This is a genomic window from Streptomyces violaceoruber (assembly GCF_033406955.1).
Lineage (GTDB): Bacteria > Actinomycetota > Actinomycetes > Streptomycetales > Streptomycetaceae > Streptomyces > Streptomyces violaceoruber.
Genome location: NZ_CP137734.1, coordinates 6842918 through 6859174 on the forward strand (window position 1 = coordinate 6842918; position 16257 = coordinate 6859174).

General features: G+C 70.8%; 17 protein-coding genes and 7 tRNA genes. 15 read left to right on the forward strand and 9 right to left on the reverse strand.

From position 1 onward, the window contains the following. Positions 1-60 precede the first annotated feature (60 nt). Positions 61-348 carry a TFIIB-type zinc ribbon-containing protein gene (locus tag R2E43_RS30655; RefSeq protein ID WP_003977277.1) on the forward strand — a complete coding sequence of 96 codons (288 nt, stop codon included), beginning with the start codon at positions 61-63 and terminating at the stop codon, positions 346-348. A 55-nt stretch (positions 349-403) separates the two neighbouring features. Here the strand turns inward: R2E43_RS30655 and R2E43_RS30660 are convergent. The 5 genes from R2E43_RS30660 to R2E43_RS30680 all read right to left on the reverse strand — a co-directional run bounded on the left by R2E43_RS30660 (position 404) and on the right by R2E43_RS30680 (position 866). Continuing rightward, positions 404-475, reverse strand: a tRNA-Val gene (locus R2E43_RS30660). Between the two features lie 25 nt (positions 476-500). Beyond that, positions 501-572, reverse strand: a tRNA-Val gene (locus tag R2E43_RS30665). A gap of 36 nt (positions 573-608) precedes the next feature. Further along, positions 609-680 (reverse strand) — tRNA-Val (locus R2E43_RS30670). Between the two features lies 1 nt (position 681). Next, a tRNA-Cys gene (locus tag R2E43_RS30675) sits at positions 682-755 on the reverse strand. Between the two features lie 38 nt (positions 756-793). Next, positions 794-866 (reverse strand) — tRNA-Gly (locus R2E43_RS30680). Positions 867-1043: 177 nt separating this feature from the next. Between R2E43_RS30680 and R2E43_RS30685 the strand changes: the two genes are divergently transcribed. The 3 genes from R2E43_RS30685 (at position 1044) to R2E43_RS30695 (ending at position 3891) form a co-directional block, all read left to right on the forward strand. Then, positions 1044-2105, forward strand: a complete 1062-nt coding sequence (locus R2E43_RS30685) for a chorismate-binding protein (protein ID WP_030871121.1) — start codon at positions 1044-1046, stop codon at positions 2103-2105. Further along, a complete protein-coding gene (locus R2E43_RS30690; RefSeq protein ID WP_030871118.1) occupies positions 2102-2923 on the forward strand; it encodes an aminotransferase class IV in 822 nt (273 codons plus the stop codon). Before R2E43_RS30685 ends, R2E43_RS30690 begins: the two co-directional genes overlap by 4 nt. Positions 2924-3066: 143 nt before the next feature. Then, positions 3067-3891, forward strand: a complete 825-nt coding sequence (locus R2E43_RS30695; RefSeq protein ID WP_332056744.1) for a GNAT family N-acetyltransferase — start codon at positions 3067-3069, stop codon at positions 3889-3891. A gap of 88 nt (positions 3892-3979) precedes the next feature. On the opposite strand, the gene R2E43_RS30700 is transcribed toward R2E43_RS30695, so the two are convergent. Continuing rightward, the gene (locus R2E43_RS30700; protein WP_189283945.1) at positions 3980-4504 is read right to left on the reverse strand and encodes a DsbA family protein; all 525 of its coding nucleotides are present in this window, start codon (positions 4502-4504) and stop codon (positions 3980-3982) included. A gap of 191 nt (positions 4505-4695) precedes the next feature. On the opposite strand from R2E43_RS30700, the gene R2E43_RS30705 reads away from it, so the two are divergent. Both R2E43_RS30705 and R2E43_RS30710 read left to right on the forward strand, forming a co-directional pair. Further along, positions 4696-5157 carry a hypothetical protein gene (locus R2E43_RS30705; RefSeq protein ID WP_003977282.1) on the forward strand — a complete coding sequence of 154 codons (462 nt, stop codon included), beginning with the start codon at positions 4696-4698 and terminating at the stop codon, positions 5155-5157. Positions 5158-5334: 177 nt separating this feature from the next. Further along, entirely contained in the window at positions 5335-5514 is a 180-nt protein-coding gene (locus R2E43_RS30710; RefSeq protein WP_003977283.1) for a hypothetical protein, read from the forward strand. 86 nt (positions 5515-5600) lie between these two features. Here the strand turns inward: R2E43_RS30710 and R2E43_RS30715 are convergent, their stop codons facing one another. Further along, positions 5601-6161, reverse strand: coding sequence for a CGNR zinc finger domain-containing protein (locus R2E43_RS30715; protein WP_003977284.1), 561 nt, complete (start codon positions 6159-6161; stop codon positions 5601-5603). A gap of 279 nt (positions 6162-6440) precedes the next feature. After that, the gene (locus R2E43_RS30720; protein ID WP_004002642.1) at positions 6441-6854 is read right to left on the reverse strand and encodes an SsgA family sporulation/cell division regulator; all 414 of its coding nucleotides are present in this window, start codon (positions 6852-6854) and stop codon (positions 6441-6443) included. A 191-nt stretch (positions 6855-7045) separates the two neighbouring features. Between R2E43_RS30720 and R2E43_RS30725 the strand changes: the two genes are divergently transcribed. The 9 genes from R2E43_RS30725 to R2E43_RS30765 all read left to right on the forward strand — a co-directional run bounded on the left by R2E43_RS30725 (position 7046) and on the right by R2E43_RS30765 (position 15325). Beyond that, positions 7046-7498, forward strand: a complete 453-nt coding sequence (locus R2E43_RS30725) for a TIGR02611 family protein (RefSeq protein ID WP_011027839.1) — start codon at positions 7046-7048, stop codon at positions 7496-7498. A 99-nt stretch (positions 7499-7597) separates the two neighbouring features. After that, positions 7598-7669: transfer RNA gene (locus R2E43_RS30730), tRNA-Val, on the forward strand. Positions 7670-8022: 353 nt separating this feature from the next. Beyond that, positions 8023-9324, forward strand: a complete 1302-nt coding sequence (locus R2E43_RS30735) for an ABC transporter substrate-binding protein (RefSeq protein ID WP_011027838.1) — start codon at positions 8023-8025, stop codon at positions 9322-9324. Beyond that, positions 9324-10322, forward strand: a complete 999-nt coding sequence (locus R2E43_RS30740) for a carbohydrate ABC transporter permease (RefSeq protein WP_030871104.1) — start codon at positions 9324-9326, stop codon at positions 10320-10322. The genes R2E43_RS30735 and R2E43_RS30740 overlap by 1 nt, the downstream gene beginning before the upstream one ends. Then, positions 10319-11230: a carbohydrate ABC transporter permease gene (locus tag R2E43_RS30745; protein WP_319216941.1), complete on the forward strand. Its 912-nt coding sequence runs from the start codon at positions 10319-10321 to the stop codon at positions 11228-11230. The genes R2E43_RS30740 and R2E43_RS30745 overlap by 4 nt, the downstream gene beginning before the upstream one ends. Before the next feature lie 12 nt (positions 11231-11242). After that, positions 11243-11842, forward strand: coding sequence for a hypothetical protein (locus tag R2E43_RS30750; RefSeq protein WP_030871100.1), 600 nt, complete (start codon positions 11243-11245; stop codon positions 11840-11842). A 135-nt stretch (positions 11843-11977) separates the two neighbouring features. Then, complete coding sequence (locus R2E43_RS30755) at positions 11978-14716, forward strand: exo-rhamnogalacturonan lyase family protein (protein WP_332056745.1); 2739 nt, start codon at positions 11978-11980, stop codon at positions 14714-14716. 39 nt (positions 14717-14755) lie between these two features. Beyond that, the gene (locus R2E43_RS30760) at positions 14756-15214 is read left to right on the forward strand and encodes an SRPBCC family protein (protein ID WP_003977292.1); all 459 of its coding nucleotides are present in this window, start codon (positions 14756-14758) and stop codon (positions 15212-15214) included. Positions 15215-15253: 39 nt separating this feature from the next. Beyond that, a tRNA-Val gene (locus R2E43_RS30765) sits at positions 15254-15325 on the forward strand. Positions 15326-15402: 77 nt separating this feature from the next. On the opposite strand, the gene R2E43_RS30770 is transcribed toward R2E43_RS30765, so the two are convergent. Next, positions 15403-16128, reverse strand: coding sequence for a 3'-5' exonuclease (locus tag R2E43_RS30770; protein WP_003977293.1), 726 nt, complete (start codon positions 16126-16128; stop codon positions 15403-15405). Between the last annotated feature and the right edge of the window lie 129 nt (positions 16129-16257).

The following is a 16257-nucleotide window of genomic DNA, read 5'->3' on the forward strand; positions in this document are numbered from 1 at the left end:
GACGGAGTCTGTCCTGGCGATACGCGAAGCAGGACCGACCGGCGAGGAGTTGAGCCGAGCATGCAGTGCCCCAAGTGCCACGCACCGATGCACACCTACAACCGCAACGGCGTTCAGATCGAGCAGTGCAGCGGCTGCCGAGGCATCTTCCTCGACTACGGCGAGCTGGAGTCGCTGACCCGCCTGGAGGCCCAGTGGTCCCAGCCCGCTCCGCCGGCCCCGCCCGCCCCGCCGCAGGCGTACCCGGCGGCCCAGGCGCCGGCCTGGGGTGCCCCGCACGGCGGCGGTCACGGTCACTACGGCCACCACCGTCAGAAGAGCTTCGGCCGCATGCTCTTCTCGAGCTGAGCCGCCCACGACGAAGCCCCCGGCCGCTCAAGGCGGCCGGGGGCTTCGTTGAGTGTGGACGATACTGGGATTGAACCAGTGACCTCTTCCGTGTCAGGGAAGCGCTCTCCCGCTGAGCTAATCGTCCGGGAAACACCAGGTGCGGTACTGCGTGCGCGATACTGGGATTGAACCAGTGACCTCTTCCGTGTCAGGGAAGCGCTCTCCCGCTGAGCTAATCGCGCGGGGATCCGTACGGATCGGTGATCCTTGCGGATCAGTGGACGATACTGGGATTGAACCAGTGACCTCTTCCGTGTCAGGGAAGCGCTCTCCCGCTGAGCTAATCGTCCTTGGAGGTGGAGACGGGATTTGAACCCGTGTAGACGGCTTTGCAGGCCGTTGCCTCGCCTCTCGGCCACTCCACCAGGAGTGTAGGAGACCCGGAAGGGCTCCTGTTCCTGCGAGCGGACGACGAGGCTCGAACTCGCGACCTCAACCTTGGCAAGGTTGCGCTCTACCAACTGAGCTACGTCCGCCTGTCGGTTCGGTCCGCTTGCGCGGCCCGGCGACGTGATGAACTCTAGCGGATTCCGGGGCCAGCACAAAAACGCGTTTGTGCAGCGTGCTGCGGTGCGTCCGGTCGCGGACCTGGTCAGGGCACCCGGAAGGACACGTTCGGGTCACCCGGGAGCCACCCGCCTAGACTCGGCAGTGTGCTCGACCTCCCGCCCCTCGCCCGCTTCGGCGACCGTCTCGCCACCGGTCTCCTCGACGTCACGAGTGATCCCGCCGCCCTCGAATCCGAGGGGTTCTGGGCCGTCTGCGCGGACTTCGAAGGCGGCCTGACCTGCGCACGCTTCGCGGAGGTACGGACCGAGCCGGTGCCCGCGCCCACGCCGGGGGAGTGGCGGGGGCCCGCCGTCGGCGACTGGACGTCGTCGCTCGACCGCGCCGCGTACACGACGGGCGTACGGCGCATCCGCGCCCACATAGCCGCGGGCGAGGTCTACCAGGCCAACCTCTGCCGGGTGCTGACGGCACCGATCGGCCCGGGCGCCGACGTGGACGCCCTCACCGCCCTGCTGGCCCGCGGCAACCCGGCGCCGTACGCCGGGACGGTCCGGCTGCCGGAGCACGGCGTCGAGATCGCCACCGCCTCGCCCGAGCTGTTCCTGCGCCGGGACGGCCGCACGGTCGAGTCCGGGCCGATCAAGGGAACCGGGCGGACCGAGGCCGACCTGCTGGAGAAGGACTATGCCGAGAACGTCATGATCGTGGACCTGGTCCGCAACGACCTGGGGCGCGTCTGCGCCACCGGCACGGTCACGGTGCCCGACCTGTGCGCCGTCGAGAAGCACCCGGGCCTCGTCCACCTGGTCTCCACGGTGCGCGGCGAGCTGCCCGCCGACGCCGGCTGGCCGGAGCTGCTCGACGCGGCCTTCCCGCCCGGGTCCGTCACCGGCGCGCCCAAGTCCAGCGCCCTGCGGATCATCGACGCGCTGGAGACCGCGCCCCGGGGCCCGTACTGCGGGGGCGTCGGCTGGGTCGACGCCGACCGGGGCACGGGCGGGCTGGCCGTCGGCATCCGCACCTTCTGGATCGAGCGGGCCGCCGGCGGGGACGCCCGGCTGCGTTTCGGCACCGGCGCCGGCATCACCTGGGGCTCCGACCCGGAGGGCGAGTGGCGGGAGACCGAACTGAAGGCCGCCCGGCTGCTCGCGGTAGCGTCGGGGGCGTACGAGGTGAACGCGACGGGAGAGGTGCTGGCGACGTGAAGATCTGGCTCGACGGCGGGTTGCAGGACATCGGTTCCGCCCGCGTCTCCGTCCTCGATCACGGACTGACCGTGGGCGACGGCATCTTCGAGACCGTGAAGGCGGTGGACGGCCGGCCGTTCGCGTTGACCCGGCACCTGGACCGGCTGACCCGCTCGGCCCGCGGCCTCGGCCTGCCCGCCCCCGACCACGACGAGGTCCGCCGCGCCTGTGCCGCCGTGCTGGAGGCCAACCCGATGCCGCTGGGCCGGCTGCGCGTCACCTACACCGGCGGCCACGGCCCGCTCGGCTCCGACCGCGGCGAGCACGGCCCGACCCTCGTCGTCGCCCTCGGCGAGACCGGCCGCCGCCCCGACTCCACCGCCGTGATCACGGTGCCCTGGACCCGCAACGAACGCGGCGCGCTCACCGGCCTGAAGACCACCTCCTACGCCGAGAACGTCGTCGCCCTGGCCCGCGCCCGCGAACGGGGCGCCACCGAGGCGCTGTTCGGCAACACGGTGGGCCGGCTCTGCGAGGGCACCGGGTCGAACGTCTTCGTCGTCCTCGACGGCGAGATCCACACCCCGCCGGTCGCCTCCGGCTGCCTCGCCGGGATCACCCGCGCCCTGGCCGCCGAGTGGACCGGTGCCCGCGAGACCGACCTCCCGCTGGACGTCCTGGAGCGCGCCGACGAGGTCTTCCTGACCTCGACGCTGCGGGACGTACAGGCCGTGCACCGGATCGACGACCGCGAACTGCCGGGCGCCCCGGGACCGGTGACGGCCAAGGCCATGCGGATCTTCCAGGAGCGGTCCGGGGACGACCTGGATCCGTGACCCGGACCGGCGACCCGCATCCGCGACCGGCATCCGCGACCGGGATCGGGGACCGGCATCCGTGACCGGGATCCGGTACCCGCATCCGCGAGGCCGCCGATATTCGGCTGCCGTTCTCGTCCACGGTGGGTAGAACTGCCGTGATGACCACGACCCTGCGGCCGACCGAGCCGCTCCAGCGCGCCGCCGACGGGACCCGTTCGCGCCACTACCAGGTGTGTGTGAACAGTCGCCCCGTCGGTGTGCTGCACCTCGGCACCTCGCCCACCCTCGGCGACTCGGTGGCCGTGATCCACAAGCTCCACGTCGACGAACCGGACCGCGGACGCGGCCGGGGCACGGTGGCCGCGCTCGCCGCGGAGGAGGTGGCGCGCTCCTGGGGCTGCCGGCAGATCGAGGCGGGCGTCGACGGCGACGCCCAGGCGGGCACGCGGCTCGCGCAGGCGCTCGGCTACGCGGTGCGCAACCGCACCATGGCCAAACCGCTCGGCGACACCCCGCCCGCCCTGCCCGCGGGCAGCCGGGCGCGGCCCATGACACCGGAGGACTTCGCCGCCTGGCACGCGTACGAGTCGGAGCGCTACGCCCGCACCTGGATGGAGCGGGGCGTGCCCGAGGCCGACGCGCACGCGAAGGCCCGCCGCGATCACGAAGTGCTGCTGCCCCAGGGGGAGGCCACCGAGAACATGCTGTTCAGCGTGTTGGAGCACGAGGGCGAGCGGGTCGGGACCCTGTGGCTGGCGCTGCGCGAGGACCGGGCCTTCGTCTTCGACGTCGAGGCCGACGCCCAGCACCGGGGCCGGGGACACGGCCGCACCCTGATGCTGCTGGCGGAGGCCCAGGCGATCACCGCCGGCCGCCACCTGATCGGCCTCAACGTCTTCGCGGGGAACACCGCCGCCGAGCGGCTCTACGAATCGCTCGGCTACGAGACCACGCGGTACAGCTACTGCAAGCCGCTGGTGTGACGGCGGCGGGGGATCCGGTCCCGGTCCTGCTTCCGGACCTTCTCCCGCTCCCGGTCTCCGTCCCGGTCCCCGCCACGGTCACCGGCACTCAGTCCCGCGGCTGGGCCAGCAGCCGGTCCGCGATCTCCTCGATGCGCTCGCGCAGCCCGTCCTGGCTCTTGCCGCCGTCGAGGCGCTCGCCGCCGATCACGTAGGTGGGGGTGCCGGTCACCCCGATCGCCTTGCCCTCGGCCTGGTCGGAGTCGACGATCAGGATGTGCCGGCCGTCGATGAGTGCCGTGTCGAACTCCTCGGCGTCCAGTCCCAGTTCCCGGGCGACCTCGACCAGGAAGGGTTCTCCCTTACGGTCCAGCTCCGCGACCCGGTCCAGGACCGCTTCGGCGTACGGCCAGCCCCGGCCCTGGGCGACGGCCTCCTCGGCGGCCTGCGCGGCGGCGAAGGCGTACTTGTGCTTCTCCAGCGGGAAGTGCCGCAGCCGCACCTCCAGGCGGTCGCCGTAGCGGGCCCGCAGGGCGCGGACGTCGTCCAGGGCGGTGTGGCAGTCCGGGCACTGGAGCTCGCACCAGACGTCGAGGACGGGCGCGGCGGGACGGGCGGGGGAGGAGTCGCTCATGCCCCCATTCTCCCAGCCCCCGGCACGCCGCCCCAACCGGCGTCGTACCGCGCCCGCCGGCACCTGCGGAGGAGCCGACCCCGAGATCTCCCTGATCTCGGTCCCCCGGCATGGCCTCGCGGCGGGCGGACGGTGCAGGATGGAAGGGACGAAGTACTCATGCCCGACCGGGCCCAGCCCTGGAGGACCGGATGATTGCCGAGACCGTCTGCTCCGCGGTGTCCGCGGCAGGCCTGGGCATCGCGGCGGTCACCGCGTACCGCAGGCGATTCCTGACCGCTGCCCGTGTCGCCGCCTACTCGCTGGTCCCGATCGGCCTGGTGATGACCGGGGTCGTCGAGTGGCTGGCCGACACCGCCTTCAGCCCGGTGGCCTGGGCCGGCTTCGGGGTGCTGGGCGTGGCCTGGGTGCTCTTCATGACCACGCGCGCGGTGGAGCGCCGTCGCGGTGGCACCCGCAAGCAGCGCAAGGAGGCCCGGGCCGCGGCACAGCGCGACGCGGTGGCTCCGGGAGCCTCGGCCCCCTCCCTCGGTTCGGGCTCCGGCTCCCCCCGGCCGGCCGCCCAGCCGGCGTCCCGCCCGGCAAAGGCGTCCCGGGGCGGTGACGACGACTTCAGCGACATCGAGGCCATCCTCAAGAAGCACGGGATATGAGGCACGGGGCGTGACGGCCGGCCCCCGGGGCTGAAACGACACAGCGGTCCGAGCCCGACAGTCCGTGCTCCGGAATGATCACGATCCGACCGGAGATTGCGACATTCAACCAACACCCGGTCGTAACGGGCGTGTTGATCGCGTGGACCCCGTCCGCTGCGTCATCATCGCGGCGAGATGCCGGACACCACTCAGCTGGACTCCCAGCTGGACACGAGACAGAGCGAAACCGCGCGGGTGCAGGACGAACCACGCGGCTGCCTCTTCGCCCTTTCCCAGCCACCGCTCATGATCTTCCTAGCGGTGATCGGGTGTCTGCTGCTCATGGCTTCGTTGCACGATCTGCTGTTGCTGTGAGCCGTACCCGCGCTCCCCGGCGCCACCCGCCGGGGGCCGCGTCGCCGTCCCCGAGTCCACGGCCGCACCGGCACCGAAGGGAGGCGTCAGCCGGCCGCCTCCTTGCGCCGGGCCCGGTAGGCGGCCACGTGCAAGCGGTTTCCGCAGGTGCGGCTGTCGCAGTACCGCCGAGAGCGGTTCCGGGAGAGGTCGACGAAGGCGCGCCGGCAGTCGGGGGCCTCGCAGCGCCGCAGCCGCTCCTGCTCCCCGGCCACCACGAAGAACGCCAGGGCCATCCCGCAGTCCGCGGTCAGGTGGTCCGCGACGGAGGCGCCGGGCGCGAAATAGTGGATGTGCCAGTCGTAGCCGTCGTGGTCGGTCAGCCGGGGCGTGGTGCCCGCGGCGGCTACGAGGTCGTTGATCAGTCCCGCGGCGGTCCGGGCGTCCGGAGCGGCGAAGACCGCCGCGAACCGCGCGCGGATCCGCCGCACCGCCGAGAGGTCGAATTCGGTGAGCACACCGACGTCGCTGATCTCGTGCGTTCCCACGAATTCCTGGAGGGCCGCGACGTCCGGCAGCCCGTCCGGAGCCGATTCGTCCTCCGGCACGGTGTTCACCAGATCCACCACGGTGTCGAGCGCGCACCGGGTGTCGTGGGTGATCAGCACGTTTCGCTCCCTGGCCTGGGGGTCGGGCGGGCGCCCGCCGATGCTGGCCGATGGTAGTGGCTCGCGCGGCGGGCGAACCGGCCGCGAGCCGGTCCCGGTCGTCGGTTGCCCCTACAACGGCGGTCGGCCCGCCTTCGTTCCCCGGCGCCGCGCACGCACCGGCGCCGCCCCCGCGGAAGATCCGCGGCGACGACGCCGGTGTGTGCCGTATGCGGTTGTCCGGGCCCGTGCCGTCACCCCGAGTCGACGGCGACGGGCGGCTTCACGCGAGGCCCCGCCCTAGCTTTCCGCCAGGATGTGCGAGAGCTCCTGATCGAGATCGAAGTGCCGGTGTTCCGTGCCGGGGGGCACGGCGGCGTCTGTGCGCTTCAGGAAGGACTCCAGGGCCCGCGCCGGGGCCTCGAGCAGTGCCTCGCCCTCCGGGGAGCTGAGAGCGATGCACACGACGCCCTGGCCGTGACTGCGGGACGGCCAGACACGGACGTCGCCGGTGCCGGTGGGACGGTGGAGACCTTCGGCGAGCAGGTCGCGGGCGAAGACCCACTCGACGGTCTCCTCGGCTCCGGTGTGGAAGGTGGCGTGCACGGCGTAGGGGTCGGCCGTGTCGTACCGCAGGCCTGCGGGGACAGGCAGGGAGGACTCGCTCGACACAACGAGGCGCAGGTGCAGCTCGCAGCTGACCGTGGTGTTCATAAGCGCCAGGGCCTTTCGCTCAGTGTGCGCTCGGGGATTCGCACGTCGGCGAAATCGACATGCCACCTACGGTGCCGTTGTAAACCCCTCTGAGTGTTTTGCGTGTGTTTACGTAACTCTTCCGGCCGATGGACCGTTCGAGTCGTACGCCCATTCCGGTGACAGGTTTCGCTCCGGTAGTGTTTGGCCGTATGAACACGGGGAGTAACAAGCCCGGCGAGGCAGCCGTGGCGGCAGACCGTACGGGGACGGACGAGGCCACGGCCGAGCGGGCGCTCGGTTCGCGGGCGCCGGAATTCGTCAAGGCGCGTCGTGCGCTGCACCTGAGCTGGCAGGTCGGCGTTTTCGTCGTCGGCCTCGCGGTCGTGGTGGCCGGCATCATCATGCTGCCGCTGCCCGGACCGGGCTGGGTCGTGATCTTCGGCGGCATGGCGATCTGGGCGACCGAGTTCGTCTGGGCCCAGCTGGTGCTGCGCTGGACCAAGCGCAAGGTCACCGAGGCGGCGCAGCGTGCCCTCGACCCGAGGGTGCGGCGCCGGAACATCATCCTGACCTCGATCGGCGTGGTGATCATCGCCGTGCTGGCCGGGATCTACCTGTGGAAGTTCGGCCTCGAGATGCCCTGGAAGATCAAGGACCAGTGATCACTCAGGAGAGCCGGCCGACCGGCCGCGGGGGTGCGCCGGTGCGGCCCCCGCTGGTCACCGGCGGCTCTGACATGGGGTAATGTTCTTCCTGCGTCCGGGCGATTAGCTCAGTGGGAGAGCGCTTCGTTCACACCGAAGAGGTCACTGGTTCGAACCCAGTATCGCCCACCGGATCATCAGGCGGCCCGGCTCACGATCGTGAGCCGGGCCGCCTTCGTGTGCGCCGCGTCCAGGTGTCCGGGCATTCCGCCTCCGCCCGCCTTCATTCAACCGTGACCTTCGGCGGCGCGGCCCTTTGCGGCCCCGCGGCTGTTCGGTGGGTCGGTCACGCCGCGCCGACCTGTGGGTTCTCCGGGGTGCCGGAGGGCATTCATGGAGAGGTGCCCCGGCCTGGCCGCGGCCCCCGTCCAGTAATTCCTGTCCGAATCATTGACGCACCCCCGGGCCCTCCGTACCTTGTGCCAGCAAGCGCTTACTTGAAACGATTCATGAGGCGAGAGCGACGTCGCGGGGAGGCTCGTATGCAGCAGGGCGGGAATGCGGAGCGGCAGGCCGGAAGGCGCACGATCCTCAAGGCGGCGGGGGCCTCGCTGGCCGTCGCCGGACTCGGGGCCACGGCCACCGCGTGCGGCGGCGGCAGTGGCTCCGGGGACGGAACGGTGACGATCCGTTACTCCTGGTGGGGCGCCGAGGACCGGGCCGAGCGCATCAACAAGACCATCGCGCTCTTCGAGAAGAAGTATCCGAAGATCAAGGTCAAGACCGACTTCCAGCCGTACACCGACTTCTGGAAGAAGTTCAACACCCAGGCCTCCGGGGGGAATCCACCGGACGTCTTCCAGAATGCCATCGGATTTCTCCGCAAATACGATGCCAAGAATGTCCTGCTCGATCTGAGCGGCCAGGTCGATGCGGGAAACCTCTCCATGGACGGATTCCGCGCGGGCCTGGAGAAGTTCGGCGAGATCGACGGCAAACTCCTCGGCGTGCCCGTCGGTTCCAACTCGATGGCCCTGGTCATCGACAAGCCCGTCTACACCCGGGCCGGCGTCAAGCCGGAACAGGGCTGGACGTGGGACGACTTCGACGAGGCGATGACGAAGATCCGCGACAGGACGGGCCGCGCCGGGGACAGCGGCATGTACGGCGTCATGTACCTCTACGACCTGTACCTGCGCCAGAACGGCAAGGCCTTCTTCACCGAGGACGGACTCGGCTTCACCGAGGCCGATCTGACCACCTGGTGGACCAAGGCGGAGAAGGGCGTGAAGTCCGGACTCTTCGCCGACGCCAAGAAGGTCGCCCAGATCAAGCCCAAGTCGGCCCTCTCCGCGGAACTCGCCGGCAGTGAGTTCACCTGGGACAACTTCACCGTCCGCTACACCTCCGAGGGCAAGAGCGAGTACGGACTCGCGCCGATCCCGACCACGGACGGCAAGCGCACCGGCCAGTACCTCGGCTCGCTGATGCTCAGCGGCTACAAGCGCACCGAGCACCCCAAGGAAGTCGCCCAGTTCATCGACTTCATGGTCCACGACCCCGAGGTCGCCAAGATCATGGGCTACGACCGCGGAGTTCCCACCACACAGGCCCAGTACGACGCCTACCGGCCGACCGACCCGGTCAACAAGGCCATCGCCGCCTACGAGGAGTCGCTCGTCGAGGCCGGTGTCCTGGAGCAGATCACTCCGCACCCCAACGGGGCCGACATCTGCGAGGCCGCCTTCCTGCGCATCGCCGAGGAGATGGCGCTCGGCTCGCGGTCCGTCGAAGAGGCCGTCGAGCAGTTCTTCACCGAGTCGAAGACGGCTCTCGCCGGCTGATGGGGAGCGCCGTGACACACGCCCCCGCGCTGGAGGGCCGGGCGGACCCCGAGCCGCGGCACGGCCCGGTGAAGTCCCCGCGCCCCGCCGAACTGAAGCGGCGGCGCCGCCGGGAGAACCTGGCCGGATACCTCTTCATGTCCCCCTGGATCGCAGGGTTCCTGCTGCTGACGGCCGGCCCGATGGTCGCCTCGCTCTACTTCGCGTTCACCGACTACAACCTGTTCGACGCCCCCAGGTGGATCGGCCTGGACAACTTCTCCGAGATGTTCGGCGACCCGCGCTGGCGCCACTCGGTCAGGATCACGCTCTGGTACGTCGTCGTCGGTACGCCGGTCAAGCTGATCGCGGCGCTCGGAGTAGCGCTGCTGCTGGCCCAGAAGCGGCGCGGACAGGCCTTCTACCGGGCCGCCTTCTACGCCCCGTCACTGATCGGCGCGAGCGTGTCCGTCGCCATCGTGTGGAAGGCGATCTTCTCGGACGACGCGGTCGTCGACCGTACCCAGCAGCTCTTCGGCATCGACGCCGGCGGCTGGACCGGCGACCCGGAACTGATCATCTACAGCCTGGTGGCGCTCACCGTCTGGCAGTTCGGCGCCCCGATGGTGATCTTCCTGGCCGGTCTGAAGCAGGTCCCGCGCGAGCTGTACGAGGCGGCCGACGTGGACGGCGCGGGGAAGCTGCGGCAGTTCTGGAACATCACCCTGCCGATGATCTCCCCGGTCCTCTTCTTCAACGTCCTGCTGGAGACCATCCACTCCTTCCAGATCTTCAGCTCGGCCTACATCGTCGGCGGCGGCGCCGGAGGCAACGCCTGCGGTCCCGCGGACGGCACGATGGTCTACACCTGCTACCTGTACGTCCAGGGCTTCGAGAACAGCCGCATGGGCCTGGCCTCCGCCATGGCGTGGATGCTGCTCGTCGCGGTCGCCCTGGTCACCGCGGTGCTGTTCTGGTCCCAGAAGCGCTGGGTGCACTACGAGGAGGGCGGCCGATGAGCGCGCAGGCCACCGACGTCACACCGGCCACCGGCGCCCCACCGCCCCGGTCCACCAGGGCGGCCGCGCTCCGGCGCAGGCTGCCGGGATCGCTCGCCTGGCACCTCGGATCGCTGGCGATCCTCGCCGTGATCCTCTACCCGGTGCTCTGGGTGATCGGCGGCTCCTTCAAGGAGAGCGGCGACATCGTCGGCAGCCTGGACCTCTTCCCGGGCGACCCGATCACGGACAACTACACGAGCCTCGCCGACGGCATCGCGGACATCTCGATCTCCACGTTCTTCGTCAACTCGCTCTTCCTCGCCGTCGGTTCCGTGGTCGGCATCGTGGTGTCGTGTTCGCTGACGGCCTACGCCTTCGCGAAGATCAGGTTCGCCGGCCGCAACCTGCTGTTCACGCTGATGATCGGCACCCTGCTGCTGCCGTACCACGTGCTGCTGATCCCGCAGTACGTGCTCTTCCGCAACCTGGACATGATCAACACGTACACCCCCCTCCTGCTGGGGAAGTACCTGGCCACCGAGGCGTTCTTCGTCTTCCTGATGGTGCAGTTCATGCGCAACCTGCCCAGGGAGCTGGACGAGGCCGCCCGCCTCGACGGCTGCGGACACCTGCGGATCTACTGGTCGATCGTGCTGCCGCTGTGCCGGCCGGCGCTGATCACCAGCGCGATCTTCACCTTCATCAACTCCTGGAACGACTTCATGGGCCCGTTGATCTACCTCAACGAGCCCGGCAAATACACGATCTCCCTCGGCCTGAAGATGTTCGTGGACCAGGAGGGCCTGGCGAACTACGGCGGCATGATCGCCATGTCGCTCGTCGCCCTGCTGCCGGTCCTCGCGTTCTTCCTGGCCTTCCAGCGCTATCTGATCGACGGCATGGCGACGTCCGGCCTGAAGGGCTGAGGGGGGATTCCGATGACCGAAGCGCGTGCCAAGGCCCGTCCGGAGCCGGGGGAGTCCCGGTTCGCCCAGGGCTTCGCCCTGTTCGCCGAGTGCCTGCTCACCGGCGTGTGGATCGCGGTGGCGGCGCTGCCCCTGGTCACCTACCCCGCCGCGTTCGCGGCCGGCGCGCGGCACCTCGGGCGCCGGCTGGCCCACGAGCGGGGCGGCTGGCGGGAGTTCGCCGCCGACTTCCGGGCGGCGGTACGCCACGGATGGCTCGTCGGGGTCGCCGGCTGGGCCGCCCTCGCGGTGGTGTGGATCGACGTACGGGCCGTACGGGACGGTCTGCCCGGCGGCCCGCTGGTCGGCGCCCTCGGCGTCCTCGCCCTGATCGGCGCGGCCGTCGCGGGGCTGCGCGCGGCGGCGGACTGGCGCCCCGGCGCCTCCTGGCGGTCGCTGCTCGCGTCGGCGGGCCGGCGCACCGTGCTCGACCCCGCCGGTTCCTTCCTCCTCGTCGGCGGGCTGGCCGTCGTGGTCTGCTCCGGCTGGTTCAGCGCACCGCTGGCCGTCGCCGTCCTGGGCGCCGTCGCCGCGGCGGCCGTGGCGGTGGAGGAGCGCTACCGGCGCCGCTGACCCGGCGCCTTCGCCCGGGGTGGTCCGGTGCCGCGGCGGCCACCCCTCGGTACCGGGGGGGCCGGTGCCTCCGAGCCGCACCTCGATCTGTCATGCCCTTGACACCCCTGCACACCCGCACGGAAAGGAAAGGCCATGTCCCCCATCCCCCGCAGGTCCCTCCTCAAGGCGGCCGCCGTCGCCGGCGCCGCCGCCCAGTTCAGCTGGGCACTGGGCACGAAGAACGCACAGGCCGCGCCCGCCGCCGCCCCGGTCGCCGACGACAGCCCCGTCACCCTGAGCTGGCTGGAGGACGGCGGCCTCGGCGCCGCCCCCGGCTCCACCGTCGGCGTCCCCTGGCCCCGGGGCACCTTCCAGGAAGGCCAGTCGTTCGCCGTCACGGACGCCGACGGCAAGGCCGTACCCGTGCAGACCTGGCCGCTCGCCCACTGGCCCGACGGCTCCCTCAAGTGGACCGCCCACGCCGTCGCCTCGGGCAGCGGCAGGCTCACCCTCGCCGCCGGCACCCCGGCCGCTCCCGCCAAGAAGGTCGCCGTCGCCCGGCACGGCGGCACCATCGACATATCGACCGGCGTCATCACCGCCAGAATCGGCACGTCCGGATCGGCACTGATCAAGTCGGTCACCCGGGGCTCCACCGAGATCGCGAAGAACGGCCGCCTCGTCCTGCTGCGCCAGCCCGAGATCGAGGACGGCGACCAGGGCACGGTCAAGTACGAGCGCTTCGACGGCGCGATCGACGACGTGAAGGTCGAGCAGGAGGGCCCCGTCCGCGCCGTCGTCCGCATCGACGGCAAACACCGCAAGGGCCACCGCGGCTGGCTCCCCTTCTCCATCCGCCTCTGCTTCTACGCCGGCGCCGACTCCTTCCGCATGGTGCACACCGTCACGTTCGACGGGAAGCAGGAGCCGGGCAGGGCGAGCGGCGACTTCGTCCGCGGGCTCGGCGTCCGCTTCACCGTCCCGATGCGCGACGAGGCCTACGACCGCCACATCCGGATCGGCGGCGAGGGCACCGGTCTGCTCCGCGAGGCCGTCAAGGGCGTCACCGGCCTGCGCCGCGACCCCGGAGCCGCCGTCCAGGCGGCCCAGTTCGCCGGGGAGAAGCTCCCGGACCCCGCCACCTGGGACCAGCGGGTCACCACCCGTTTGCAGTACATCCCCGAGTGGGGCGACTACACCCTCTCCCAGCTGTCCGCCGACGGCTTCACCCTGCGCAAGCGCACCAAGAAGGGCCACGGCTGGATCGGCGCGGGCGGAGGCCGGCGCGCCTCCGGGTTCGGCTACGTCGGCGGCGCGAGCGGCGGCCTCTCCTTCGGCCTGCGCGACTTCTGGGAGAAGCACCCCGCCCAACTCGACATCCGCGACGCCCAGACCGACGAGGCCGAGGTCACCCTCTGGCTCTGGTCACCCGAGGCCCAGCCCATGGACCTGCGCTTCTACCACGACGGCATGGGCCAGGACACGTTCCCCGAGCAGCTCGAAGGCCTCAACATCACCTACGAGGACTACGAGCCGGAGTTCGGCACCCCCTACGGCATCGCCCGCACCTCGGAACTCCTCTTCTGGGCCAACGACGCCACCCCGGGCGCCGAGCGGCTCGCCGAACAGGTCGAGGCGGTGCGCGTACTGCCGCAACTGGCCGCCCCGCCCAAGCAGCTCGTCAAGGCCGGGGTCTTCGGCCCGGGCCTCTACTCCGAGCCCGACCGCTCCACCCCCGCCAAGGCGAAGATCGAGGACCACCTCGACTTCCTCTTCACCTACTACAAGGACCAGGTGGAGCAGCGCCGCTGGTACGGCTTCTGGGACTACGGCGACATCATGCACACCTACGACGCCGCCCGGCACACCTGGCGGTACGACATCGGCGGCTATGCCTGGGACAACTCCGAGCTCTCCCCGGACCTCTGGCTCTGGTACGCCTACCTGCGCTCCGGCCGCGCCGACATCTTCCGCTTCGCCGAGGCCATGACCCGGCACACCGGCGAGGTGGACGTCTACCACCTGGGCCAATGGGCCGGGCTCGGCACCCGGCACGGCGTCCAGCACTACGCCGACAGCGCCAAGCAGCAGCGCATCGCCAACACCACCTACCGGCGCTTCTACTACTTCCTCACCGCCGACGAACGCGTCGGCGACCTCATGCACGCCAACGTCGACTCCGACGAGACCTTCCTCGCCCTCGACCCGCTCCGCAAGATCCGCACCGAGCCCTACACCCCCGACCGCAACGCCCTGTCGGTCGGCTTCGGCACCGACTGGAGCGGCCTGGTCTCGGCCTGGCTCACCGAGTGGGAACGCAAGGGCCCCAAGTGGGAGAAGGCCAGGGACCGCGTCCTGTCCACCATGGAGACCATCGCCGCCCAGCCCAACGGCTTCGTCCAGGGCAGCGGCCTGTACGACCTGGACACCGGGAAGTTCGCCGTCGCCGACACCCCGAAGGTCGAGGTCTCCCACCTGTCCGCCGTCTTCGGCCTGAACGAACTGTGCGCCGAACTGATCGACCTCGTCGACATGCCGAAGTTCGAGGAGGCGTACTACGACTACTGCCGCTACTTCAACGCGAGCAAGACCGAACAGGCCGAGCGCTACGGCACCAACTTCGGCAGCCTCATCCTCTTCCAGGGCCACTCCCGCCTCGACGCGTACGCCGCCGTACGCACCGGCGACGACAAGCTCGCCGCGCGCGCCTGGCAGAAGTTCTACGACTCCGACGGCTACAAGGAGTCGGCGCCCTGGACGACGGAGAAGCTGAGCGGCCCCGTCGCCCCGGTCCCGGGCAGCGAGGCGAGCTGGGTGTCCACCAACGACACCGCGCTCTACGGCCTGGCCGCCATCGAGAACCTCGCACTCCTGGGGGACAGGATGCCGTAGCGGGCCCGTACGGGGCGCGGGCGCGGGCACACTGCACGGGTGGACTGGAACCATTACCGCTTCCGCAGCCGGTGGCCGCTGCCCGCGCCCGCCCCGGACGTCTACCGGGCCCTGGAACGCATCGAGGACTACCCCCGCTGGTGGCCGCAGGTCCGCGAGGTCACCCGGCTCGACGACACCAGCGGCCTCCTCCGGTTCCGTTCCCTGCTTCCGTACGACCTCACCGCGACCGTGCGGGAGCAGCGCCGGGACCCGGCCGAAGGGGTGCTGGAGGTCGCGATGAGCGGCGACATGGAGGGCTGGGCACGCTGGACGGTCGCCCCGCGCGGCTCCGCCTCCCTCGTCCGCTACGACCAGGAGGTCGTCGTCCGCAAGCCGCTGCTGCGCCGCCTCGCCGTACCGGGACGGCCGCTGTTCCGGGCCAACCACCGCCTCATGATGCGGGCGGGGCGACGAGGTCTCGCGGCGCACCTGGCGGGCGGTCGGCAAGCGGTTTGATGGAAACGCGGGGCGCCCTGTATTGTTCAGTGCGTTCCCGGGCGATTAGCTCAGTGGGAGAGCGCTTCGTTCACACCGAAGAGGTCACTGGTTCGAACCCAGTATCGCCCACCCGGGAAGAGCCGGTCCGTCCCACGACGGACCGGCTTCTTCGTGTTCCGGCATTCACACGGACCGGGGACGAAGACTCACGCCGCCGCCGGCAGGTCCGGGCGCAGCGGCCACGCCGGGTCCACCGCTTCCTCGGTGCCGTTGAGCGCGAACCACGCCTGCAACCCGCGTGCCTGCCCGGCGTGCCACACCGCCTGGAGGGTGTGCAGCTCGGCGGGGGAGAGGCGCTCGAGGCGCGCCTGGAAACGGCGCCCCACCGCCCGCACGACCTCCAGCGCCGCCTGGGCGTCGGCCGCCGCGTCGTGCGCGCCCGCCAACTCCACGCCGTAGTGCGCGCACAGGTCGGTAAGCGTACGGCGGCCCTTGCGGTAGCGGTCCAGGTGCTTGTCCAGGACGTGCGGGTCCAGCACATGCAGCGGCGTCCGCTCCAGCCAGCGGCCCAGCGACGAGGCGCGGTGCCGGCGCAACTCCCGGTCCAGCAGCGTCAGGTCGAACGGCGCGTTCATCACCACCAGCGGACGCCCCGCGCGGGCCTGCTCGGTCAGCGCCTCCGCCATCTCGTACATCACCGGCGCCGGCCACCGCCCGTGGCGCTGCACGTACTCCTCCGTCAGCCCGTGCACCGCCGTCGCCGACTCGGGCACCGGCACACCCGGGTTCACCAGCCACCGGGTCACCCGCGGGCGCAGCCCCGGCGCGTCCTGGACGACGAGGGCGGCCGACACGATCCGGTCGGTCTCGGTGTCCACACCCGTCGTCTCCGTGTCGAAGGCGGCCAACGGCCCCTCGAACCAACTCGTCATAGGGCACTCAACTCCTCGTCCGAACACGGCAGCTGACGCGCCGCCCCTTGTCCCGGTTCGGTGATACCCGGGCTGTTTGCGGCGTACGCCGGAAGGACACAACAGGAGTACGGGTCTTTGCAGTTCACG

Excerpts from the sequence above, each read along its gene's own strand:
- R2E43_RS30735 (WP_011027838.1), top strand. The coding sequence starts at position 8,023 with ATGCAGCAGGGCGGGAATGCGGAGCGGCAGGCCGGAAGGCGCACGATC.
- R2E43_RS30695 (WP_332056744.1), top strand. The coding sequence starts at position 3,067 with ATGACCACGACCCTGCGGCCGACCGAGCCGCTCCAGCGCGCCGCCGAC.
- R2E43_RS30705 (WP_003977282.1), top strand. The coding sequence starts at position 4,696 with ATGATTGCCGAGACCGTCTGCTCCGCGGTGTCCGCGGCAGGCCTGGGC.
- R2E43_RS30655 (WP_003977277.1), top strand. The coding sequence starts at position 61 with ATGCAGTGCCCCAAGTGCCACGCACCGATGCACACCTACAACCGCAAC.
- R2E43_RS30750 (WP_030871100.1), top strand. The coding sequence starts at position 11,243 with ATGACCGAAGCGCGTGCCAAGGCCCGTCCGGAGCCGGGGGAGTCCCGG.
- R2E43_RS30770 (WP_003977293.1), bottom strand. The coding sequence starts at position 16,128 with ATGACGAGTTGGTTCGAGGGGCCGTTGGCCGCCTTCGACACGGAGACG.
- R2E43_RS30720 (WP_004002642.1), bottom strand. The coding sequence starts at position 6,854 with ATGAACACCACGGTCAGCTGCGAGCTGCACCTGCGCCTCGTTGTGTCG.
- R2E43_RS30725 (WP_011027839.1), top strand. The coding sequence starts at position 7,046 with ATGAACACGGGGAGTAACAAGCCCGGCGAGGCAGCCGTGGCGGCAGAC.
- R2E43_RS30700 (WP_189283945.1), bottom strand. The coding sequence starts at position 4,504 with ATGAGCGACTCCTCCCCCGCCCGTCCCGCCGCGCCCGTCCTCGACGTC.
- R2E43_RS30745 (WP_319216941.1), top strand. The coding sequence starts at position 10,319 with ATGAGCGCGCAGGCCACCGACGTCACACCGGCCACCGGCGCCCCACCG.
- R2E43_RS30710 (WP_003977283.1), top strand. The coding sequence starts at position 5,335 with ATGCCGGACACCACTCAGCTGGACTCCCAGCTGGACACGAGACAGAGC.
- R2E43_RS30755 (WP_332056745.1), top strand. The coding sequence starts at position 11,978 with ATGTCCCCCATCCCCCGCAGGTCCCTCCTCAAGGCGGCCGCCGTCGCC.
- R2E43_RS30740 (WP_030871104.1), top strand. The coding sequence starts at position 9,324 with ATGGGGAGCGCCGTGACACACGCCCCCGCGCTGGAGGGCCGGGCGGAC.